This is a genomic window from Streptomyces sp. NPDC004667 (assembly GCF_040609475.1).
Classification (GTDB): Bacteria; Actinomycetota; Actinomycetes; order Streptomycetales; family Streptomycetaceae; genus Streptomyces.
This window is the reverse complement of record NZ_JBEXKC010000011.1, coordinates 74,520-95,042: the sequence shown is the minus strand read 5'-3', so window position 1 is coordinate 95,042 and position 20,523 is coordinate 74,520. Positions and strand designations below refer to the sequence as shown.

Annotated in this window: 16 protein-coding genes; 6 read left to right on the top strand and 10 right to left on the bottom strand. The window is 73.9% G+C overall.

Annotation, left to right across the window (positions count from 1 at the left end; all coding sequences use genetic code 11):
• Positions 1-263 precede the first annotated feature (263 nt).
• Positions 264-1,781 (top strand): oligopeptide:H+ symporter, encoded by a 1,518-nt coding sequence (locus ABZW32_RS08945; protein WP_356213229.1) that lies wholly within the window; start codon positions 264-266, stop codon positions 1,779-1,781.
• An 82-nt stretch (positions 1,782-1,863) separates the two neighbouring features.
• Here the strand turns inward: ABZW32_RS08945 and ABZW32_RS08940 are convergent, their stop codons facing one another.
• The 8 genes from ABZW32_RS08940 to hutU all read right to left on the bottom strand — a co-directional run bounded on the left by ABZW32_RS08940 (position 1,864) and on the right by hutU (position 12,020).
• Positions 1,864-3,258 (bottom strand): hypothetical protein, encoded by a 1,395-nt coding sequence (locus tag ABZW32_RS08940; RefSeq protein WP_356213226.1) that lies wholly within the window; start codon positions 3,256-3,258, stop codon positions 1,864-1,866.
• Positions 3,255-4,334 (bottom strand): hypothetical protein, encoded by a 1,080-nt coding sequence (locus ABZW32_RS08935; RefSeq protein ID WP_356213345.1) that lies wholly within the window; start codon positions 4,332-4,334, stop codon positions 3,255-3,257. Before ABZW32_RS08935 ends, ABZW32_RS08940 begins: the two co-directional genes overlap by 4 nt.
• 110 nt (positions 4,335-4,444) lie before the next feature.
• Entirely contained in the window at positions 4,445-5,440 is a 996-nt protein-coding gene (locus tag ABZW32_RS08930; protein ID WP_356213223.1) for a hypothetical protein, read from the bottom strand.
• A gap of 17 nt (positions 5,441-5,457) precedes the next feature.
• Positions 5,458-6,150 (bottom strand): LPXTG cell wall anchor domain-containing protein, encoded by a 693-nt coding sequence (locus ABZW32_RS08925; RefSeq protein ID WP_356213220.1) that lies wholly within the window; start codon positions 6,148-6,150, stop codon positions 5,458-5,460.
• Positions 6,151-6,328: 178 nt separating this feature from the next.
• The gene (gene hutI / locus ABZW32_RS08920; RefSeq protein ID WP_356213217.1) at positions 6,329-7,507 is read right to left on the bottom strand and encodes an imidazolonepropionase; all 1,179 of its coding nucleotides are present in this window, start codon (positions 7,505-7,507) and stop codon (positions 6,329-6,331) included.
• A 246-nt stretch (positions 7,508-7,753) separates the two neighbouring features.
• Positions 7,754-9,094, bottom strand: coding sequence for a formimidoylglutamate deiminase (locus tag ABZW32_RS08915; protein ID WP_356213214.1), 1,341 nt, complete (start codon positions 9,092-9,094; stop codon positions 7,754-7,756).
• Positions 9,085-10,275, bottom strand: coding sequence for an allantoate amidohydrolase (locus ABZW32_RS08910; protein ID WP_356213342.1), 1,191 nt, complete (start codon positions 10,273-10,275; stop codon positions 9,085-9,087). The genes ABZW32_RS08915 and ABZW32_RS08910 overlap by 10 nt, the downstream gene beginning before the upstream one ends.
• A gap of 83 nt (positions 10,276-10,358) precedes the next feature.
• Positions 10,359-12,020: a urocanate hydratase gene (gene hutU / locus ABZW32_RS08905; protein WP_356213211.1), complete on the bottom strand. Its 1,662-nt coding sequence runs from the start codon at positions 12,018-12,020 to the stop codon at positions 10,359-10,361.
• A gap of 104 nt (positions 12,021-12,124) precedes the next feature.
• Between hutU and ABZW32_RS08900 the strand changes: the two genes are divergently transcribed.
• Together ABZW32_RS08900 and ABZW32_RS08895 are read left to right on the top strand one after the other, a co-directional pair.
• Positions 12,125-13,480: a diaminopimelate decarboxylase gene (locus tag ABZW32_RS08900; RefSeq protein WP_356213208.1), complete on the top strand. Its 1,356-nt coding sequence runs from the start codon at positions 12,125-12,127 to the stop codon at positions 13,478-13,480.
• A gap of 178 nt (positions 13,481-13,658) precedes the next feature.
• On the top strand, positions 13,659-14,474 hold the full coding sequence (locus tag ABZW32_RS08895) for an alpha/beta hydrolase (RefSeq protein WP_356213205.1): 816 nt from the start codon (positions 13,659-13,661) through the stop codon (positions 14,472-14,474).
• 33 nt (positions 14,475-14,507) lie between these two features.
• Here the strand turns inward: ABZW32_RS08895 and ABZW32_RS08890 are convergent, their stop codons facing one another.
• Positions 14,508-15,350: a MurR/RpiR family transcriptional regulator gene (locus ABZW32_RS08890; RefSeq protein WP_356213203.1), complete on the bottom strand. Its 843-nt coding sequence runs from the start codon at positions 15,348-15,350 to the stop codon at positions 14,508-14,510.
• A 148-nt stretch (positions 15,351-15,498) separates the two neighbouring features.
• Here ABZW32_RS08890 and ABZW32_RS08885 point away from each other — a divergent pair, with 148 nt between their 5' ends.
• Entirely contained in the window at positions 15,499-15,891 is a 393-nt protein-coding gene (locus ABZW32_RS08885; RefSeq protein WP_356213200.1) for a hypothetical protein, read from the top strand.
• A 505-nt stretch (positions 15,892-16,396) separates the two neighbouring features.
• Here ABZW32_RS08885 and ABZW32_RS08880 read toward each other — a convergent pair.
• A complete protein-coding gene (locus ABZW32_RS08880) occupies positions 16,397-17,779 on the bottom strand; it encodes a cystathionine beta-synthase (RefSeq protein WP_356213339.1) in 1,383 nt (460 codons plus the stop codon).
• Between the two features lie 131 nt (positions 17,780-17,910).
• Between ABZW32_RS08880 and ABZW32_RS08875 the strand changes: the two genes are divergently transcribed.
• Together ABZW32_RS08875 and ABZW32_RS08870 are read left to right on the top strand one after the other, a co-directional pair.
• The gene (locus ABZW32_RS08875) at positions 17,911-18,921 is read left to right on the top strand and encodes an SGNH/GDSL hydrolase family protein (protein WP_356213197.1); all 1,011 of its coding nucleotides are present in this window, start codon (positions 17,911-17,913) and stop codon (positions 18,919-18,921) included.
• A gap of 196 nt (positions 18,922-19,117) precedes the next feature.
• Complete coding sequence (locus ABZW32_RS08870) at positions 19,118-20,338, top strand: acetyl-CoA C-acetyltransferase (RefSeq protein WP_356213194.1); 1,221 nt, start codon at positions 19,118-19,120, stop codon at positions 20,336-20,338.
• Positions 20,339-20,523 lie beyond the last annotated feature (185 nt).

Below are 20,523 nucleotides of genomic sequence, written 5' to 3'. Positions count from 1 at the left end.
GCCGAAAAGCGAGCCAAGGACCTCAAATTCTGCTCTGGTCGGTTTCATCCGGCCCAGATGACAGTGAATGACCTGTGGGCCGGGCCCTGAGCGCGATGCTGCGCACAGGGCGTGGATCCCGGTGACTGCTGTTCCTTCGTCTCCCGACCGGAGCCGAGACCCCAGGGCGTGGGGTGGGACACCCGTCTGCCGGTGCCGGCCACCCCCCACCGGGCGCTGAACAGCTCACGAAGCCGAGCGTCCCGAGCAAGCAAGGATCGACCATGGCTTCCAGCCTGACGAAGGACTCGGCGACCCCGGCCGCCGAGAAGACCTTCTTCGGACACCCCCGTGGCCTGGCCACTCTCTTCATGACCGAGATGTGGGAGCGGTTCTCCTACTACGGCATGAGGGCCCTCCTCGTGTACTACCTGGTCTCGGGCGGCGCCGACGCCGCCACGGGCAGCCAGGGCGGCGGTCTGGCGATGACCGCGGCCACGACCACGGCCATCTACTCCGTGTACGTCTCGATGGTCTACCTCATGGCCATGCCCGGCGGCTGGTTCGGAGACCGCGTCTGGGGTGCCCGCAAGACGGTCGCCATCGCCGGCTTCGTGATCATGGCTGGTCACCTGTCGCTGGCCGTCCCCGGCCAGGCCATGTTCTTCGTCGGTCTGATCCTCGTCGCGGTGGGCTCCGGCCTGCTGAAGGCCAACATCTCCACGATGGTCGGCCACCTCTACGACGGTCCCGAGGACCCGCGTCGTGACGGCGGCTTCACGCTGTTCTACGTCGGCATCAACCTCGGCGCCTTCGTCGCCCCGCTCGTCGTCGGCACGGTCGGCAAGGAGCACAACTGGCACCTGGGCTTCGCCCTCGCCGCCGTCGGCATGGGCCTGGGCCTGACCCAGTTCCTGCTCGGCACCAAGCACCTGAGCCCGAAGAGCAGCGTGGTCCCGAACCCGCTGTCCCCGCAGGAGCGCAAGGCCGTCCTCACCAAGGTCGCGATCGCGGTCGTGGGCATCGCGGTCTTCTACGGTGCCGTGGTCGCCCTCGGCGCCTACACCCTGAACTGGGCCCTGGTCCCGCTGACCCTGGCCGGCCTGTTCATCCCGATCGCCGTCCTGACGCGCATCAAGCGCGACAAGGACCTGTCGGGCGCCGAGCAGTCGAAGATGACCGCGTACATCTGGTTCTTCATCGCCGCTGCCGTCTTCTGGATGATCTACGACCAGGGTGGCTCCACGCTGTCCCTGTTCGCGGACGACAAGACCGCCGACACGGTCCTCGGCCTCGGCTTCTCGGCCACCTGGTACCAGTCGCTGAACCCGCTGTTCGTGATGGCCCTGGCCCCGGTCTTCGCCTGGCTGTGGGTCTGGCTGTCCCGCAAGAACCAGGAGCCGAACACCATCGTGAAGTTCGCGATGGGCCTGGTCCTGATCGGCGCCTCGTTCTTCGTCTTCATCGTTCCGATGGGCATGGCGGGCGACGGCACCAAGGTCTCCCCGATGTGGCTGGTCTCGATCTACATGATCCAGACCATCGGTGAGCTGTGCGTCTCCCCGGTCGGCCTCTCCGTCACCACGAAGATGGCCCCGCAGAAGTACGCCTCCCAGATGATGGGCGTCTGGTTCCTCGCGGTCACCGCCGGTGACTGCATCACCAGCCTCCTGTCCATCGGTGGCGTGGACCTCAACGGCACCTGGGTGATCGCCTTCCAGGCGCTCGCCGCGGTCCTGGCCGGCTTCGCGGTCTACACGTACCGCAAGAAGGTCCAGGTCCTCATGGGCGCCGTGCACTGACGCACCCCCGCCCCGTACGACGCAACGGCCCGGCACGCCCTTCGGTGTGCCGGGCCGTTCCGCGTGTGCGGACGGGGTGGGGCTAGCGGGTGCCGCGCAGGCGGCGCCAGGGGGTGAGGGTGAAGACCGCGGCGCCGAGCAGGATCACCGTGCCGGCGACGAGGGCGAGGGCCTTGACCCCGCCGGTGTTCTCGGCGCCGGTCTCGGCGAGGCCGCCCGCGGCGCCGGAGGTCCCGGAGGTGCCGGAGGTGCCTGCCGTGGTGGCGCCGGTGGCGCCGCCCTGCTGGGCGGTGGTGTCCAGCTCCAGGGAGACCGCGCTGCTGGTGGCCTTGCAGGGCACGTTGATCGGGGTGGAGCCGGGGGCCATCGTGACGTCGATCGTCAGCTGGCCGGGGCTGAGCGTGGTCTTGCCCGTCTTGCCCGGCTTGTAGGTGCCGGTCATGTCGCTCAGGCTGACCGGGGCCTTGTCCGGGATCGGCTCCGCGTTGGCCGGGCCGGTGACCTTGACGGAGCCGCTGTCGGCGCCGCCCAGCGTGATGTCCATCGAGGGCTTGAGGGCTCCGGCGGGCAGGGCCATGGGGGACGCCATGGCCCCCTTGGCGGTCTTGACCGTCAGGTCGTAGCCGCCGCCGTTCTTCTTGGCGCTGATCGTGACCGGGGTCTTGATGCCGCCCGGGACCACCGCGCCGCAGTCGTAGGCGACCTCGACGGCCTTGCCCGGGAAGTCGGTCTGGCCGCCGCTGCCGCCGGTGGTGGATCCCCCGGACGTGGTGGAACCGCCGGTGGTGGTCGAGCCGCCCGTCGTGGTGGAACCGCCGGTCGTGGTGGAACCGCCGGTGGTCGCGCCGCCGGTCGTGGTGCCACCCGTCGTCGCGCCACCCGTCGTGGTGCCACCCGTCGTCGCGCCGCCCGTCGTGGTGCCGCCGGTGCCGCCGCCGGCCGTCACGTCGATGGTGGCCCCGCCGCTCACCTCACCCGTCGGCGCGCACTTCGTGACGAAGGTGCCGAAGGGGAAGGTGATCGCGACCTCGTACCTGCCGGGGGTCAGGCTGATCTTCCCCGCCTTGGTCAGCTTCACCTTGCCCTTCATGACGGACATGACCATCGGCGCCTTCTTGGGGATCTCGGGGTTCTTCTTCTCCCCCACCACCTTCAGCTCGCCCATGCCCCCGCCGAGCGCGATCCAGCCGGTGGGCTGGACCGCGTCCTTCGGGATCACCATCAGGTCGGTGTTGTTCGAGGCGGGCTTGACGGTCTCCCAGGACACGTCGACCTCGTCCCCGACCTTCGCCGTGGCCGGCGCCGTGATCCTGGCGGTGGTCTCGCCCTCCACCGGATCACCGCCGCCGGCCGGCGGCACGCACCTGACCTTGAACGTGGCGTCGGCGGCCTGGGCGGGCGAAGCCGCCATGGCGATACCCGCGCCGCTGAGCAGCAGCGCGACCACGGCCGCGCTCACCCTCCGTTGGGTCTTCACGAGTGTCCCTTCGTCGTCGGACTGTGATCGGACGGTGCGGATGTCTGTGGGGCGCGCGGTGGGCCCGCGCCGGGCTCCAACCCCGGCTCGGGCTGCGGCTCCGGGGTGAACCAGGGCAGGACCGGGGCGGGGCCGGCCGGGGGCGGCCCCGCCGGCGCCTGTTCCCGTACGCCGGGGATCCTCGGCAGCCGGGCCGTCACGGCGGAGGCCGCGTGCCGGCGGCCCCCTCCGGGGGCGGCCGTGCGCGGGCGGACCCGGTCGACCAGGGCCATGCCGAGCCGGAAGAGGGCCGTCGGGATCACCAGCAGGAGCAGGGCCCAGAACAGCAGCACCCCGTACGGGCGGTCGACGCCCCACGGCTGGGTGGCCAGGACGGTGTCGCCGTACTTGAGGGAGACGGCGTAGTCACCGTGGGCGCCGGCCGGGAGCTCCACGTCCAGCGCGACCTCGGCCTTGCCGCCGGGCGCGATGGTGCCCTTCCAGCGGGCCTCCTCCCACGTCGGGGCGAACACCCCGTGGGCGGTGCCTAGCTGGAAGACCGGATCCTTGACGGGGGCCGAGCCGAGGTTGCCGACGGTGACCCGGAACTTCCTGGCGGGCGGCGCGCCGAACCAGGTCAGCACCCCGTCGTCGCCGGTGAGGCGGACCCCGGTGAGCATCGCGAGGCGGGCGGTGCCGGACTCCGCGGGCAGGTCGGCCACCGGATGGTCGGTGATCTTCAGCGGTACGGCGACGGTGGACTGGTCCCCGTTGACGGAGGTCACGTTCACCACGCAGGGGCACGGCTTGGGCGGGGCCACGACCGGCAGCCGGGCCGCGAAGCGGCCGTCGTCGCCGACCGCGACGGCGACCCCGTCGGCGTTGGCGCAGCTGTTGGTGCCACCGATCATGTTCTGGCCGCAGACCAGCAGCATCACCATGGTCCTGGCCCGCCAGCCGGTCCCGTCGACGGCGAGCTCGGTGCCCTTGGCGGCCTCCTGGAGGGAGAGCGTCACGGCGGGCTTGCCGGTGTCGGCGGCGGCGGGCGCCGCGGCCGGGAGCAGCGCGAGGACGGCGAGGCCGGCGAGCGCGGCCAGGAGGGACGCGACGCGGGCGCGGCGGCGGGGCGCGGGACCGCGGTTACGGCCGGGGGTGCGGCCGGGGGTGCGGCCGGGGGTACGGCCGGGGGTGCGGCCGGGGCTGGGGTTCACCTGGACGCTCCCGTCAGCTCGGGTTCCGGTGCGGGCGCCGCCGCGGTCGCGGGCGGCTCGGGGGGCCGTGCCCGGCCGGTGCGCCGGGTCCGTACGAGGAGCAGCGCGGCCGTCGCGAGCGTGCCGAGGGCGATCAGCGCGGCGCCCAGCCGCACGGCGCTCCCCCCGGGCAGGAGCCACGCCGACGCGCGGGCGGTGGCCGGTGCGGCGCCGGGGGCGGTGACCGTGAGGGTGAGGGCGACCCGGTCGAGGGCGGGGGCGCCGGGCCAGGGTTCGCTCAGCTCGACCCGCCGGCCGGGCAGCAGCTCGACGGGCACGGCGTGGGCGCCCCGGCCGGGGACCTCGCCGAAGCGTCCTTCGGCGCGGACCGCGAGCTCCGGGGTGAGGGCCACGTTGCCTCGGTTGACCAGCGCGTACCGGATGACGGCGGAGGCGCCGGAGCCGTGCACGGCGACGTCCTCGACGGTGAGGGCGGCCAGTGCCGGGCCGCCGACGCGCAGGTGGACCCGTACCGCCGCCTCGTGGCCGGCCTCGGTGGCGATGACGGCGGCGGGGTGGTCCCCGGGTGCGGCGGCGGGCGGCACGGTGACGGTGAAGGGGACCACGGCGCGGGTGCGCGGCGGGATCTTCACGGTGGTGGCCGCGCCGAAGCTGATCCAGGAGCCGGCCCCGGCTCCGACGCCGGCCGCCGCCGGTGCGCCCTCCCCGGCCGGGCGGACCGCGAGGGCGCCGTCGGGGGTGTTGTAGGCGTCGGCGCCGCGCAGGGTGAGCGTCCGTTCGCGGTCGCCGGCGTTGGCCAGGGTGAGGCGGTCCTCCAGGACGGCGCCGGCGGCGCCCGCGAGGTAGAAGTACGGGCGCGGGGGGCCGGGCCGCCCGGTGGCCGGTTCGGCGGTCCAGCCGGGCTCGTCGGCGGCCGCGGCCGGGGCGCCGTGGAGGGCGGCGGCGGCGAGCAGCGCGGCGCCGAGCCGGGTGAGGGTGTGGAGCACGCGCATGGCCGGGGCCGCTCCGTTCAGGGCCGGGTCTCGCCGGCCCGGCGGCCGCGCCGGGTCAGCCAGAGCGTTCCGGCGGCGCCGGTGAGGAGCACGGTGGCGCCGAGGGTGCCGAGGGCGAGGGCGGAGTCGGCGGGTCCGGTCTGCGGGAGGGTGTCGCCGGTGGGCGGGGCGGGGTCCTGGGCGGGGTCCTGGGCGCCGCCCGTGCCCGTCACCTGGAGTTCCAGGGAGGGCTTGGGGCTGTTCCCGGGGGTGCAGGTGGTGGTGGTGCCCATGGCCTTGATGGTGAGGACCCCGGCGGTGAAGGTGACCTTGCCGCTCTGCTTGGGGGTGTAGGTGCCCGAGAGGTCGCTGATCTTGATGGGGGTGTTGGCGGGCACGGCCTCGGAGTTGGGCGGGCCGGAGACCTGGACGGTGGCCTTCTCCGCGCCGTCGGTCTGGATGACGGCGCTGGGGGTCATGGCGCCCTTGCCCAGCTCGATGGGGCTGGAGGAGACGCCCTTCTGGAAGGACATCGTGAGCTTGTAGCCGTCGCCCTCCTTGACGGCCTTGATGTCGATGGGCGAGACCGCCGACTTGTCCCCGATGGGGGTCTTGCAGTCGTACTGGACGTCGACGACATCGGCGTGGGCCGCGGGGGCGGCGAGCAGCACCGTCGAGCCGGCCAGCGCACAGGCCAGCGCGAGCGCGGTGGAACGTTTCCGGTCGGACACCTTCGTCTTCCCCTCGGGCCACAAGTTACTGACGACACATCAGATTGGTGGCTCAAGGTACGCCCGGGACCCTGCGGAGGGAAGACAAAGGACGGCCCGGTTCGGCGGCTCCCCTGACGTGCCGTTTCCGGCCGTTTCCGGGGCGGGCGGGGCGTAGGGCAGCGGGGCGGGCGGGGCGTCAGGCGGCGCGTACCCCCCGCTGCCAGACGGCGGAGACGAGCGGGACGCCCGGCCGGTAGGCGAGGTGGACGTGGCTGGGCGCGTCCAGGAGCGCGAGGTCGGCGCGGGCCCCGGGGCGGATCCGCCCGATGTCGGTGCGGCGCAGCGCGGCGGCGCCGCCGGCGGTGGCCGACCACAGGGCCTCGTCGGGGGTCATGCCCATGTCGCGGACGGCGAGCGCGATGCAGAACGGCATGGAGCTGGTGTAGGAGGAGCCGGGGTTGCAGTCCGTGGACAGGGCGACGGTGGCGCCCGCGTCGAGGAGCCGGCGGGCGTCGGGCCACTGGGCGCGGGTGGAGAACTCGGCGCCGGGCAGGAGCGTCGCGACGGTGGTCGCGGCCGCCTGGGCGAGGGCGTCCACGTCGGCGTCGGTGAGGTGGGTGCAGTGGTCGGCGGAGGCGGCCTCCAGCTCCACGGCCAGCTGCACGCCGGGGCCGTACGAGAGCTGGTTGGCGTGGACGCGCGGGATCAGCCCGGCGGCGGCGCCGGCGGTGAGGATGGCGCGGGCCTGGTCGCCGTCGAAGGCGCCCTTCTCGCAGAAGACGTCCACCCAGCGGGCGTACGGGGCGCAGGCGGCCAGCATCTCGCCGGTGACGAGGTCGACGTAGCCGGCCGGGTCGTCGGCGTAGTCGGGGGAGACGATGTGCGCGCCGAGGTAGGTGACCTCCTCGGTGTGCGCGGCGGCGATGCGCAGGGCGCGGGCCTCGTCGGCGACGGTGAGGCCGTAGCCGGACTTGGTCTCGAAGGTGGTGGTGCCCTGGCGGCGGGCCTCGTCGAGGTGGCGCAGCAGGTTGGCCTCCAGCGCTTCGTCGCTGGCGGCGCGGGTGGCGGCGACGGTGGTGCGGATGCCTCCGGCGGAGTAGCTGCGGCCGGACATGCGGGCGTTGAACTCGGCGGTGCGGTCGCCGGCGAAGACGAGGTGGGAGTGCGAGTCGACGAAGCCGGGGATGACGGCGCGGCCGGTCGCGTCGAACACGGTGTCGGCGGCGGGGGCCTTGTCCGCGGGGCCGACCCAGGCGATGGCCTCGCCGTCGATGACGACGGCGGCGTTCTCGATCAGGCCGAGGGGTGATCCGTCACCGAGGGCGGGGTCGTTGGTGACGAGGCTGCCGATGTTGGTGATGAGGGTGGTGGTCATGGGTTCCTCTCGGGAGGTTCGTTTCCCCCACCCCGCCCCTTCCCGAAACCGGGGCTCCGCCCCGGACCCCGTACGGGCGCTGCGCGCCCGGTGCGCTCAAACGCCGCGCGGGCTGGAATTTCGCTGCGCGAAATCCAGCCCCGCCGGCGTTTGAGGCGCGGGGGCCCGGGGGCGGAGCCCCCGGAAGCGGGGTCCGGGGTTGCTGCCCCGGTTTCGGGAAGGGGCGGGGTGGGGGAGTTGCAGGCGTCAGCCCCGGACGGCGGCGATCGCGGAAGCCAGGGCACCGGCCACGTCCCCGACCAGGGTATGGACTCCGTCGCGGACCACGTGCCGGCCGCCCACCACCGTGTGCCGCACGTCGGCGGCCGAGGCGGCGAAGACGGCCGTCTCGGCGCCGAGGCGGGGCAGCGGCCCGGCGGTGCGGACGGTGTCCAGGGCGATGGTGGTGAAGTCCGCCAGGGCACCCACCTCCAGACGGCCCGCGTCGGGCCGGCTCAGGGAGGCGTGGCCGTCGGCGGTGGCGGCCGTGAGCAGGGCGTTCGCCGTCCAGTGGCCGCGCGTACGGCTGCGCAGGCGCTCGTTCAGCTCCATCGCCCGCGCCTCCTCCAGCAGGTCGATCACCGCGTGGCTGTCGCTGCCCAGGGACAGCGGGCTGCCCGCGCGCTGGAGCCGGCCGGCCGGGCCGATGCCGTCGGCGAGGTCGCGTTCGGTGGTCGGGCACATGCAGGTGCCGGTGGTGGTGCCGCCGAGCAGGGCGATGTCGGCGTCGGTGAGGTGCGTGTTGTGGACGCCGGTGGTGCGCGGGCCCAGGACTCCGTGGTCGGCGAGGAGCTGCGTCGGGGTGCGGCCGTGGGCGGCCTGGCAGGCGTCGTTCTCCGCCGTCTGCTCGGACAGGTGGACGTGCAGCGGGGCCTGCCGCTCCCGCGCCCAGTCGGCGACGGTGGCCAGCTGGTCGGCCGGGACGGCGCGTACGGAGTGGATCGCCGCGCCGATCAGCGCGTGCTCGCGGGGCTTGAGGGCGGAGACCCGATCGGCCCAGGCCTCCGCGGTGCCGTCGGAGAAGCGCAGCTGGTGCGGGTTGGGTGCCTCGCCGAAGCCGGCGGCCAGGTACGCGGTGTCGAGGAGGGTGATGCGGATGCCGGCCGCCGCGGCCGCCTCGATCAGCGCCTCGCCCATCGCGTTGGGGTCGGCGTACGGGGTGCCGCCGGGGGCGTGGTGGACGTAGTGGAACTCGCCGACGTCGGTGATGCCGGCCAGCGCCATCTCCGCGTACACCGCGCGGGCGAGGGCGAAGTAGTTCTCGGGGGTGAGGTTCTGGGCGACCCCGTACATGACCTCGCGCCAGGTCCAGAAGGTGCCCGAGCCGACCTGGACGACGGAGCGCAGCGCCCGGTGGAAGGCGTGGGAGTGCGCGTTGGCCAGGCCGGGGACGGTGAGCCCGCGCAGCACCTCCGCCCCGGGGGGCGGGGCGTCCACCCCGGTGCGCAGTCCGGCGACGCGGCCGTCGGCGCCCGCGTCGAGGGCCACGCCCGGCTCGACGTGGGTGCCGAGCCAGGCGTGCTCCAGCCAGTACGTCTTCAGCGGCATGCCAGGCCTTCCAGTACGTCGGCGAGGGCGAGGACGCCGGCCACGCAGTCGTCCTCGGCGGCGAACTCCCTCGGGGAGTGGGAGACCCCGGTGGGGTTGCGCACGAACAGCATCGCGGTCGGGACGGCGGCGGAGAGGATTCCGGCGTCGTGTCCCGCCCCGGTGCCGAGGACGGGGACGCTCCCGCCGAGGATCCGGTTCAGCTCGTCGCGCAGGGCGTGCTCGAACTCGACGACCGGGGTGAAGGACTCGCGGACGACGGCGAGGTCGATGCCGTCCCGGTCGGCGTGCTCGCGGGCGGCCTTCTCGACGGCGGTGACGACCGTGTCGAGGGTGGCCTGGTCGGCGGCCCGGGAGTCGAGCCAGCCGCGCACGAGGGAGGGGATGGCGTTGACCCCGTTGGGCTCGACGGAGATCTTCCCGAAGGTGGCGACGGCCCCGGCGAGGGCCGCTTCCCGGCGGGCGGCGAGCACGGTCTGCGCGTACGTCAGCATCGGGTCGCGGCGGTCCACGAGGCGGGTGGTGCCCGCGTGGTTGGCCTCGCCGTGGAAGTCGAACCGCCAGCGGCCGTGCGGCCAGATCGCGGAGGCGATGCCGACGCGGTCCCCGGACAGGTCGAGGGCGCGGCCCTGTTCGACGTGGAGTTCGACGAAGGCGCCGATGCGGGCGAGGCGTTCGGGGTCGGCTCCGATGGCCTCGGGGTCGTAACCGGCCCGCTCCATCGCGTCGGGCAGGCTGACGCCGTCGCCGTCGCGGAGCTCGTACGCCTTCTCCTTGGTCAGCTGTCCGGCGGCGAGCCGGGAGCCGACGCAGGCCAGGCCGAAGCGGGCGCCTTCCTCGTCACCGAAGTTGGTGATGGCCAGCGGCCGGGAGAAGGAGGCGCCGCGGGAGCGGAGTTCGTCCAGGGCCGCGAAGGAGGACACCACGCCGAGGGGGCCGTCGAAGGCTCCGCCGTCCGGGACGGAGTCCAGGTGGGAGCCGGTGACGACGGCGTCGCCCGCGAGGGGGTCGCCGAGCCAGGCCCACTGGTTGCCGTTGCGGTCCACCTCGTAGGTGAGGCCGCGGGACTCGGCCTGTGCCCGGAACCAGGCACGGCAGTCGGCGTCGGCGCCGGTCCAGGCGTAGCGGCGGTAGCCGCCGCTGTCCGCGTGGCGGCCGATGGGCGCGAGCTCGTTCCACAGGGTGTGGAAGGAACCGGCGCCGCCCCCGGCCGCCGCCGCGGGTGCGGCGGCGGCGCGGGGGGCGGATGCCTCGGGGGTGGGGATCACGCGTCGCCCTCGCGCATCGGGACGCGCACGCCCCGCTCGTCGGCGACGGACTCGGCGATGTCGTAGCCGGCGTCGACGTGGCGGATGACGCCCATGCCGGGGTCGTTGGTCAGGACGCGGCGGATCTTCTCGCCCGCGAGCTTGGTGCCGTCGGCGACGGTGACCTGGCCGGCGTGGATGGAGCGGCCCATGCCGACGCCGCCGCCGTGGTGGATGGAGACCCAGGAGGCGCCGGAGGCGACGTTGACCATGGCGTTGAGCAGCGGCCAGTCGGCGATCGCGTCGGAGCCGTCGAGCATGGCCTCGGTCTCGCGGTACGGGGAGGCGACCGAGCCGCAGTCGAGGTGGTCGCGGCCGATGGCCAGCGGGGCGGCGAGGGTGCCGTCGGCCACCATCTCGTTGAAGCGCTCGCCGGCCTTGTCGCGCTCGCCGTAGCCGAGCCAGCAGATGCGCGCCGGCAGGCCCTGGAAGTGGACGCGCTCGCCGGCCATCTTGATCCAGCGGTGCAGGGACTCGTTCTCCGGGAAGAGCTCCAGCATCGCCTTGTCGGTCTTGTGGATGTCCGAGGCCTCGCCGGACAGCGCCGCCCAGCGGAAGGGGCCCTTGCCCTCGCAGAACAGCGGCCGGATGTAGGCGGGGACGAAGCCGGGGAAGGCGAACGCGCGGTCGTAGCCGGCCAGCTGGGCCTCGCCGCGGATGGAGTTGCCGTAGTCGAAGACCTCGGAGCCGGCGTCCATGAAGCCGACCATGGCCTCGACGTGCTTGGCCATGGACTCGCGGGCGCGGGTGGTGAAGCCCGCCGGGTCCTTGGCGGCGTAGTCGGCCATGTCGTCGAAGTCGACGCCGACGGGGAGGTAGGCGAGCGGGTCGTGGGCGGAGGTCTGGTCCGTCACGATGTCGATCGGGGCGCCCTCGGCCAGCATCTGCGGCAGCAGCTCGGCGGCGTTGCCGAGGAGGCCGATGGACAGCGGCTTGCGGGCGTCGCGGGCCTCGACGGCCAGCTGGAGGGCGTGGCGGAGGTTGTCGGCCTTGACGTCCAGGTAGCGGTGCTCGATGCGGCGCTCGATGGCGCGCGGGTCGACGTCGATGCAGATCGCGACGCCGTCGTTCATCGTCACGGCCAGCGGCTGGGCGCCGCCCATGCCGCCGAGGCCGGCGGTGAGGGTGATGGTGCCCGCGAGGGTCCCGCCGAACTTCTTGGCCGCGACGGCCGCGAAGGTCTCGTAGGTGCCCTGGAGGATGCCCTGGGTGCCGATGTAGATCCAGGAACCGGCCGTCATCTGGCCGTACATGGTCAGGCCCAGGTGCTCCAGGCGGCGGAACTCCTCCCAGTTGGCCCAGTCGCCGACCAGGTTGGAGTTGGCGAGCAGGACGCGCGGCGCCCACTCGTGGGTCTGCATCACGCCGACCGGGCGGCCGGACTGGACCAGCATGGTCTCGTCCTGCTTGAGGGTCCGCAGGGTGCGCACCATCGCGTCGTACGAGCGCCAGTCGCGCGCGGCCTTGCCGGTGCCGCCGTAGACGACCAGCTTGTCGGGGTGCTCCGCGACCTCGGGGTCGAGGTTGTTCTGCAGCATGCGCAGGGCGGCCTCCTGCTGCCATCCCAGGGTGCTGAGCTCGGTGCCTCGCGCGGCACGTACGGGGCGGGGTCCTGACATGGCGTTGCCTCCTCCGATGTTGGTCAATCTATTCACATCCTCTCCGGATGAATAGATCCAGTCAACAGCTGCGGCGGGGTCGGCCGGATGATGGGATGGCGGACATGGCCTCCCAGACGCCCGCACGGACACCCCGCCCGGACCCCGCCACCCTTCGTGACCTGGCCGTACGGGCCGCGGTGCAGCAGGGACTGCTGGACCGCGAGCCCGTGACCTGCCTCCTCGACGTGGCCGGGATCCGCGCCCGCGCCGCGTCCCTGACCGCCGCCTTCGACGCCGCGACGGCGCCCGGCACACCCGTCCTGCACACCTTCGCGGTGAAGGCCGCCCCCCTGGTCCCGGTCCTGCGGCTGCTCGCGGACGCCGGTGTCGGCTGCGAGGTGGCCAGCCCCGGCGAGCTCGCGCTGGCCCGGGCGGCCGGGGTCCCGGCGGAGCGGACGGTGCTGGACTCCCCCGCCAAGACGGAGGCCGAGCTGCGCGAGGCGCTGGCCCTGGGCATCGCCGTCAACGCCGACAACGCCCAGGAGCTGCAGCGCCTCGACGCGCTGATGACCGCCGGCCCGCCCACCCGGTCCCCGATCGGTCTGCGGATCAACCCGCAGACCGGCGCCGGCACCATCGACGCCCTGTCCACGGCCACCGCCACCTCGAAGTTCGGCTTCGCGCTGCGCGATCCGGGCGCCCGGGAGCGGCTCGTGCGCGCCTTCCTCGACCGGCCCTGGCTGACCCGCCTGCACACCCACTCGGGCTCGCAGGGGGTACCGCTGGCCCTGATCGCGCAAGGGGTCCGGGAGGTCCACGCGCTGGCCGAGGAGGTCAACGCGGCGGCCGGCCGGCGCCGGATCGACACCCTCGACATCGGCGGGGGCCTGCCGGTGAACTTCGCCTCCGACCAGCACGCCCCCAGGTACGCCGCGTACGTCGAGGCCCTGCGCGCGGCCGTCCCCGCGCTCTTCGACGGCTCGTACGGGCTGGTCACCGAGTTCGGCCGGTCGCTGCTGGCCAAGCAGGGCCTGATCCTGGCCCGCGTCGAGTACACGAAGGAGACCGGGGGGCGGCCCATCGCGGTGACCCACGCCGGGGTGCAGCTGGCGACCCGCACGGTGTACGCCCCCGCGTCCTGGCCGCTGCGGATCCTCGCCTACGACGCCAAGGGCGAACCGCGCACCGGCCCGCCGGTGGCCCAGGACGTCGCGGGCCCGGCCTGTTTCGCGGGGGACCTGCTCGCCACCGCCCGGGAACTGCCCCGGCTGCGGCCGGGCGACGTGATCGCCGTCCCGGACACCGGCGCGTACTTCTTCACCGCCCACTACGGCTACAACAGCCTCCCGCGCCCGTCCGTCCACGGTTTCACGACCACCCCCGGCGACGGGATCCGCTTCGCCCCGGCCCGCCCGGCGCAGACCCCGGCGGACCTCGTCACGGAGGCGGGGGGCGCCTTCCGCGACGCGCTGCTGTGAACCGTCCCCGGGCCGCCGGCCCGGGGGCGCACGGCGCCGCGAACGGGCGGCGACGGCCCCGATGGGGTGGAATGGGGGGATCCGCACGAGACCGGGGCGGACTCCGCGGCCCGCGCGCACCCGCCTACGCCGACGCGTGACGCGGCACGCCGGGGCCGCCGCCCCCGAGGAGGCCACCATGGCCGCCCGACCCACCCCCGTGGTCTTCATCCACGGCCTGTGGCTCCACTCCACCAGCTGGGAAGGCTGGGCCGACGTCTTCCGCGACGCGGGCTACGAACCGGTCCTGCCCGAGTGGCCCGGCGTCCCGCCGACGGTCGCCGAGGCCCGCCTGCGCGGGGACGACCAGGCCGGCGTCGGCCTCACGGAGATCGCCGACGCCCACGCCCGGGTCATCCGGGAACTCGACGCCCCGCCCGTCCTCGTGGGGCACTCCGTCGGCGGTTTCATCGCCCAGCACCTGCTCGGCGAGGGCCTGGGAGCGGCGGCCGTGGCGATCTGCCCCGGCCAGATCCGGGGCGTCAGGGCCATCGGCCCCGCCCAGGCCAGGTCGACGTTCGCGTTCCTGAGCAACCCCGCCAACACCCGGCGGGCCGTCTCCCTCAGCCCCGAGCAGTTCCGCTACGCCTTCGCCAACGCCGTCCCGGAACACGAGGCGGACGAGCTGTACGAGAAGTGGACGATCCCCAGCCCCGCCCGGCCGCTGTTCCAGCTGGCCCTCGGCAACTTCACCCCGCACTCGCCGGCCCGGGTCGACACCGCCAACCGGACCCGGGGGCCGCTGCTGCTGCTCTCCGGCAAGCTCGACCACACCGTCCCCGACATCCTGACCCGCTCCACCCTCAAGCGGTACCGGCACTCCGCGGCCATCACCGAGTACCGGCGCTTCGACGACCGGGGCCACTCCCTGACCGTCGACCACGGCTGGCCCGAACTCGCCGACGCCTCCCTCACCTGGCTGCGCCGCACCACGTCCCTGGCCGCCGCGAGCTGACCGGCCCGGCCGGACCCGCCGGACCCGCCGGGCTCACTCCACGAACAGCCCGCGCGCCACGGCCCGCGCGTCGAAGGACTCCAGCCGCGCCTGCGCGTCGGGCAGCGCGTCCGCCATGGCCTCCAGCAGCACCCGGCCCAGCAGCATCGGCGCGCACGCCGTGTCGAAGGCGAGCCCGGTGCCGACGGGGGCGGGGATCAGCAGATCGGAGTGGCGGGCGACGGGCGCGAACGCCGAGTCGGCGACCGTCACCGTCGTCAGACCGGACCCCCGCGCGTGCTCCAGCGCCTCCACCACCTCCCGGGGGTGGCGGGGCAGCGCGAAGCACAGCAGCGCCGAGGCCCCGGCGGCGGCGGCCGCGTCGATCCGGTCGGCGAGCATGGAGCCGCCCTCGTCGAGGAGCCGTACGTCGGGGTGCACCTTCGCCGCGAAGTACGCGAACCCGCGCGCCTGCGAGGACGCGGCCCGCAGCCCCAGCACCGGCAACGGCGCCGAGCCGGCCAGCAGCCGGCCCGCCTCCTCGACCGGCGCCGGGTCGGCGAGCATCGCCGAGAGCCGCCGCAGGTTCTCGATCTCGCCCTGGACGGCCTGCTGGTACTCGTTGTACGAGTCCTCGCGCACGGGCTCCGGCCTGCCGGCGGGCGCCACCTCGCGCAGGTGGCGGCGGAGCGCCGGGTACCCGTCGAAGCCCAGCGCCACCGCGAAGCGGGTCACCGACGGCTGGCTCACCCCGGCCAGCTCGGCGAGCTCCACGCTCGACAGGAAGGGCACCTCCGCGGCGCCGCGCACCATGCAGTGGGCGATCCGCCGCTGGGTCGGCGTCAGCCGGTGCCCCTCGAACAGCTTCTGCAGCCGTGCGGCCGGGCTGTCGCTCATGGCCGTCCCCTCCGTCCCGTCCCCGGTGAGATATTCAGTCACGGTGCACTCTGCATCGGGTTATGCAGGACGGCAAGCCGCGCCCGCGATCCGGGATACGGGGGCTACCCCCAGTGCCGGGGGCCCCGCCGGTTCCTACGGTGGGCGCATGACCGCTTCAGCCCACTCTCCGCAGGCCCAGGAGCTCGAAAAGGAGCTCGCCGCGACCCTAGACGCCCGGCGGGAGCTGGGGCCGGAGTACGAGGCCGCCCTGGTGGACTCCTTCGTCGAGAAGGTCGACACCCAGGTGCGGCGCCGCCTCGCCGAGGAGCGGCTGCGGACGGCGCGCGGCGGTCCCGGGGGCGCGGACTCGGCGGTGGCCGCCTTCGGGGAACGCTTCGGCTTCGCCGTCGTGACCCTGGTCCTCGCGATCCCGCTCTCCGCTATCGGCGCGGCCCAGGCGGGCATCGGCGGGCTGCTGGTGGCCTGGGCCGGCATCTGCGGGGTCAACCTCGCCCACACCGGGCGGCTCCGCCGGACCACCCGGGACCCCCTGGCCTGACCGGCCCCGGCGCCCCCTGGCCCTGACCGGACCCCGCGGGACACCGCCCGCTCGGCCCGCGCCCAACCCCCGGGGAGCCCTGGACCGAAGCCGCCACGGGCGAGTGAGCCGAAGGGGCGCGCCTGGGGAACGAGGTCGAGCGCGCGCAGGAAACCGTGAGGAACGAGCGGTTTCCGAGCACGCACGACCTCGTGAGCCAGGCATCGGCGCCCCGGAGGCGAACCGAGCCCAAAAAAAATAGCGCGGGGACCGCCGCACCCCCGGTTGCCCGGGGGGCGGGACGACGGCGGTCCCCGCGAGGGACACGGGCCGGGTCAGGGCCGTCCGCGTCCTTGGCGTCCGCGTGGTCCGGGAGCCGCTCCGGAGGCGCGCCGACGCCGTTCGTGGTGCCGGCGGGGTTCCCGGGTGTCCGGGGTTCCCTGCCGACGACCACCACTGTGCCGGTGCCGTGTTAAGCCGGTGCTGCCGTCACGTGTCGGGCCCGTACCGTTCGTGCGACAGATGGCTACTTCGCGCCCTTGGCGAGGAACGCCAGGAGGTCCTGGCGGCTGACGACGCCGGTGGGCTTGCCCTCGACGAGCACGATCGCCGCGTCGGCCTCGCCGAGCACCGCCATCAGCTCGGACACGGGCTCGCCGGAGCCGACCTGCGGCAGCGGCGCGCTCATGTGCTTCTCCAGCGGGTCCCCGAGGGAGGCCCGCTGCGCGAACAGCGCGGCGAGGAGTTCCTTCTCGACGACCGAGCCGATGACCTCGGCGGCCATCACGTCGGGGTGGCCGGCGCCGGGCTTGACGATCGGCATCTGCGAGACGCCGTACTCGCGCAGGACCTCGATGGCCTGGCCGACGGTCTCCTCGGGGTGCATGTGCACGAGGGAGGGGATGCCGCCCTCCTTGTCGGCGAGGACGTCGCCGATGCGCGCCGCCGGGCCCGCTTCCTCCAGGAAGCCGTGACCGGCCATCCACTCGTCGCTGAAGATCTTGCTGAGGTAGCCGCGGCCGCTGTCGGGCAGCAGGACGACGACGACGTCGTCGGGGCCGAGGCCCTCGGCGGCGCGCAGCGCGGCGACGACGGCCATGCCGCAGGAGCCGCCGACGAGCAGGCCCTCCTCCTTCGCCAGCCGGCGGGTCATCTGGAAGGAGTCCTTGTCGGACACCGCGATGATCTCGTCGGTGACGTTCTGGTCGTAGGCGGTCGGCCAGAAGTCCTCGCCGACGCCCTCGACGAGGTACGGACGGCCGGAGCCGCCGGAGTAGACGGAACCCTCGGGGTCGGCGCCGATGACCTTGACCTTGCCGCCGGACACCTCCTTCAGGTAGTTGCCGGTGCCGGAGATCGTGCCGCCGGTGCCGACGCCCGCGACGAAGTGGGTGATCTTCCCGTCCGTCTGGTCCCACAGCTCGGGGCCGGTGGTCTCGTAGTGCGAACGGGGGTTGTTCGGGTTGCTGTACTGGTCGGGCTTCCAGGCGCCGGGCTCGCGCGCGAGGCGGTCGGAGACGTTGTAGTACGAGTCCGGGTGCTCCGGGTCGACGGCGGTCGGGCAGACCACGACCTCGGCGCCGTACGCGCGCATCACGTTGATCTTGTCCATGGACACCTTGTCAGGGCAGACGAAGATGCACTTGTAGCCCTTCTGCTGGGCCACGATGGCGAGTCCGACGCCGGTGTTGCCGCTGGTCGGCTCCACGATGGTGCCACCGGGCTTGAGGGCACCGCTCTGCTCGGCGGCCTCGATCATCCGGACGGCGATCCGGTCCTTCACGGATCCACCGGGGTTGAAGTACTCGACCTTCGCAAGGACGGTGGCCTGCAGGCCTTCGGTCACACGGTTGAGCTTCACCAGCGGGGTGTTGCCGACGAGGCTGATCATCGAGTCGTGGAATTGCACCATGTTCTCCAGGGAGGGGACTCCACGGGTTCTCCGGGAGGTTTGGCCAGAGTATGCGGAAAGGGATTGGCCGACCGGCCGTACGGGGCAGGAAGGTCAACGAGGCAGGACAGGAAGCGAGGGGCTGAAGGGTGTCCAGGGCGAGAACGGCCCGCCGGATCGCGGCGGGGGCAGCGTACGGCGGGGGCGGACTCGGACTGGTGGGGGTCGCCGCGGTGGGGCTCGTACTGGCCGAGGTGCAGTTCGCGAAGCGGACGGTGGGCACCGGGCTGCCGGATCCGCCGCGCGCCGACGGGCTGTACGGGAGCGAGTTCTCCGGGCCCGAGCTGAGCCCCGGTCCGCTGCGGATGGGCATGCTGGGCGACTCGACGGCGGCCGGGCTGGGCGTGCGCCGGGCCCGCCAGACTCCGGGGGCACTGCTGGCGTCCGGGCTGGCGGCGGTGGCGGAGCGGCCGGTGGAGCTGCGCAACGTCGCGCTGTCCGGGGCCAAGTCGGACGACCTGGACCGCCAGGTGGGCCTGCTGCTGGACGGGGACGGCCCGCCGCCGGACGTGTGCGTGATCATGATCGGGGCGAACGACGTGACGCGGCGGATGCCGCTGACGCAGTCGGTCCGGTTCCTGACCGGGGCGGTGCGCAGGCTGCGGCTCGCGGGCGCCGAGGTCGTGGTCGGCACCTGCCCGGACCTGGGCACGATCGAGCCGGTGTACCAGCCGCTGCGGTGGATGGCCCGGCGGGTCTCGCGCCAGCTGGCCGCCGCGCAGACCATCGGCGTGGTGGCGCTGGGCGCCCGCACGATCTCGATGGGGGACCTCCTGGGGCCGGAGTTCGCGGCGAACCCGCGCGAGATGTTCGGCCCGGACTCCTACCACCCCTCGGCGGAGGGGTACGCGACCGCCGCGATGGCGATACTGCCGACGCTGTGCGCGGCGCTGGGCCTGTGGCCGGGGTCGGACCGGCTGGACGTCTCGCGGGACGAGGACATGCTGCCGGTGGCCAAGGCGGCGTCGGCGGCGGCCGGCGAGGCGGGCACGGAGGTCACCGCGGCCCGGGGCCCGTGGGCCCTGCTCAAACACCGCCGCCGCCGTCGCGTCCCCGCCGAGGAACTCCCGGACCCGGCCTCCCTCCCGGGCAACGCCTGACCCGGGCCGGGCCGCCCGCAGCCGGCCCGGGGCGCCTGAGCCGAAGGGGCACGCCGCTGTGAGCCCGGCATCGGCGCCCCGGAGGCGAAGCCGCCCCAAAAAGAGGGAGGCGTCACACGTCCGGGCCGGTGACCTCGACCGTACGGGGCGGTAACTTCGCTTGCGGTCCCGCAACGACGCACCCCTTGGAGTCCCGATGCCCGAAGCCGTCATCGTTTCCACCGCCCGCTCTCCCATCGGGCGCGCCGGCAAGGGGTCCCTCAAGGACGTGCGGCCGGACGACCTGACCGCGACGATCATCCAGGCCGCCCTCGCCAAGGTCCCCGAGCTGGACCCGCGCGAGATCGACGACCTGATGCTCGGCTGCGGCCTCCCCGGCGGCGAGCAGGGCCACAACCTGGGCCGCATCGTGGCCGTGCAGATGGGCATGGACTTCCTGCCGGGCACCACGATCACCCGTTACTGCTCCTCCTCGCTCCAGACCTCCCGCATGGCGCTGCACGCCATCAAGGCGGGCGAGGGCGACGTCTTCATCTCCGCGGGCGTCGAGATGGTCTCCCGCTTCGCCAAGGGCTCCTCGGACGGCCTGCCGGGCACCCACAACCCGCTGTTCGCCGACGCCGAGGCCCGTACGGCCGCCGTGGCGCAGAGCGAGGGCTCCTCCTGGCACGACCCGCGCGAGGACGGCCTGATCCCGGACGCGTACATCGCGATGGGGCAGACCGCCGAGAACCTGGCCCGCCTCAAGGGCGTGACCCGTCAGGACATGGACGAGTTCGGCGTCCGCTCCCAGAACCTGGCCGAGGAGGCCATCAAGAACGGCTTCTGGGCGCGCGAGATCACCCCGGTCACCACGCCGGACGGCACGGTCGTCTCGACCGACGACGGCCCGCGCGCCGGCGTGACCATGGAGGGCGTCTCGGGCCTGAAGCCCGTCTTCCGCCCCGACGGCCTGATCACGGCCGCCAACTGCTGCCCGCTGAACGACGGCGCCGCGGCGCTGGTCATCATGAGCGACACCAAGGCGCGGGAGCTGGGGCTGACCCCGCTGGCGCGGATCGTGTCCACCGGCGTCACCGGCCTCTCCCCGGAGATCATGGGCCTCGGCCCGGTCGAGGCGTCCAAGCAGGCCCTGAAGCGGGCCGGGCTGACCGTCGGCGACATCGACCTGTTCGAGATCAACGAGGCCTTCGCCGCCCAGGTCATCCCGTCCTACCGGGACCTGGAGATCCCCCTGGAGAAGCTGAACGTCAACGGCGGCGCCATCGCCGTCGGTCACCCGTTCGGGATGACCGGTGCCCGCATCACCGGCACGCTGATCAACAGCCTGCAGTTCCACGACAAGCAGTTCGGTCTGGAGACCATGTGCGTGGGCGGCGGCCAGGGCATGGCCATGGTCATCGAGCGCCTGAGCTGAGCCGCAGCGGAGGGTAGGGGCCGCCCCGAGGGACGAGGGGCGGCACCTGCCCGCAGCGGAGGCGAGGCCCAGCGCGACCACGAGCCCGAGCGCCTGAGCTGATCACGGGCCCGGGCGGCTGGGCCGATGCCGGTCGGGCCGGCGGCGGACCGGCCCCGGCCCGCCGCCGACCGCCGCCGACGACC

Coding starts and splice junctions, on each gene's coding strand:
- ABZW32_RS08930 (WP_356213223.1), bottom strand. CDS start 5,440: ATGCGCGTGCTCCACACCCTCACCCGGCTCGGCGCCGCGCTGCTCGCC.
- ABZW32_RS08915 (WP_356213214.1), bottom strand. CDS start 9,094: ATGCCGCTGAAGACGTACTGGCTGGAGCACGCCTGGCTCGGCACCCAC.
- ABZW32_RS08895 (WP_356213205.1), top strand. CDS start 13,659: ATGGCCGCCCGACCCACCCCCGTGGTCTTCATCCACGGCCTGTGGCTC.
- ABZW32_RS08945 (WP_356213229.1), top strand. CDS start 264: ATGGCTTCCAGCCTGACGAAGGACTCGGCGACCCCGGCCGCCGAGAAG.
- hutU (WP_356213211.1), bottom strand. CDS start 12,020: ATGTCAGGACCCCGCCCCGTACGTGCCGCGCGAGGCACCGAGCTCAGC.
- ABZW32_RS08885 (WP_356213200.1), top strand. CDS start 15,499: ATGACCGCTTCAGCCCACTCTCCGCAGGCCCAGGAGCTCGAAAAGGAG.
- hutI (WP_356213217.1), bottom strand. CDS start 7,507: ATGACCACCACCCTCATCACCAACATCGGCAGCCTCGTCACCAACGAC.
- ABZW32_RS08890 (WP_356213203.1), bottom strand. CDS start 15,350: ATGAGCGACAGCCCGGCCGCACGGCTGCAGAAGCTGTTCGAGGGGCAC.
- ABZW32_RS08900 (WP_356213208.1), top strand. CDS start 12,125: ATGGCCTCCCAGACGCCCGCACGGACACCCCGCCCGGACCCCGCCACC.
- ABZW32_RS08870 (WP_356213194.1), top strand. CDS start 19,118: ATGCCCGAAGCCGTCATCGTTTCCACCGCCCGCTCTCCCATCGGGCGC.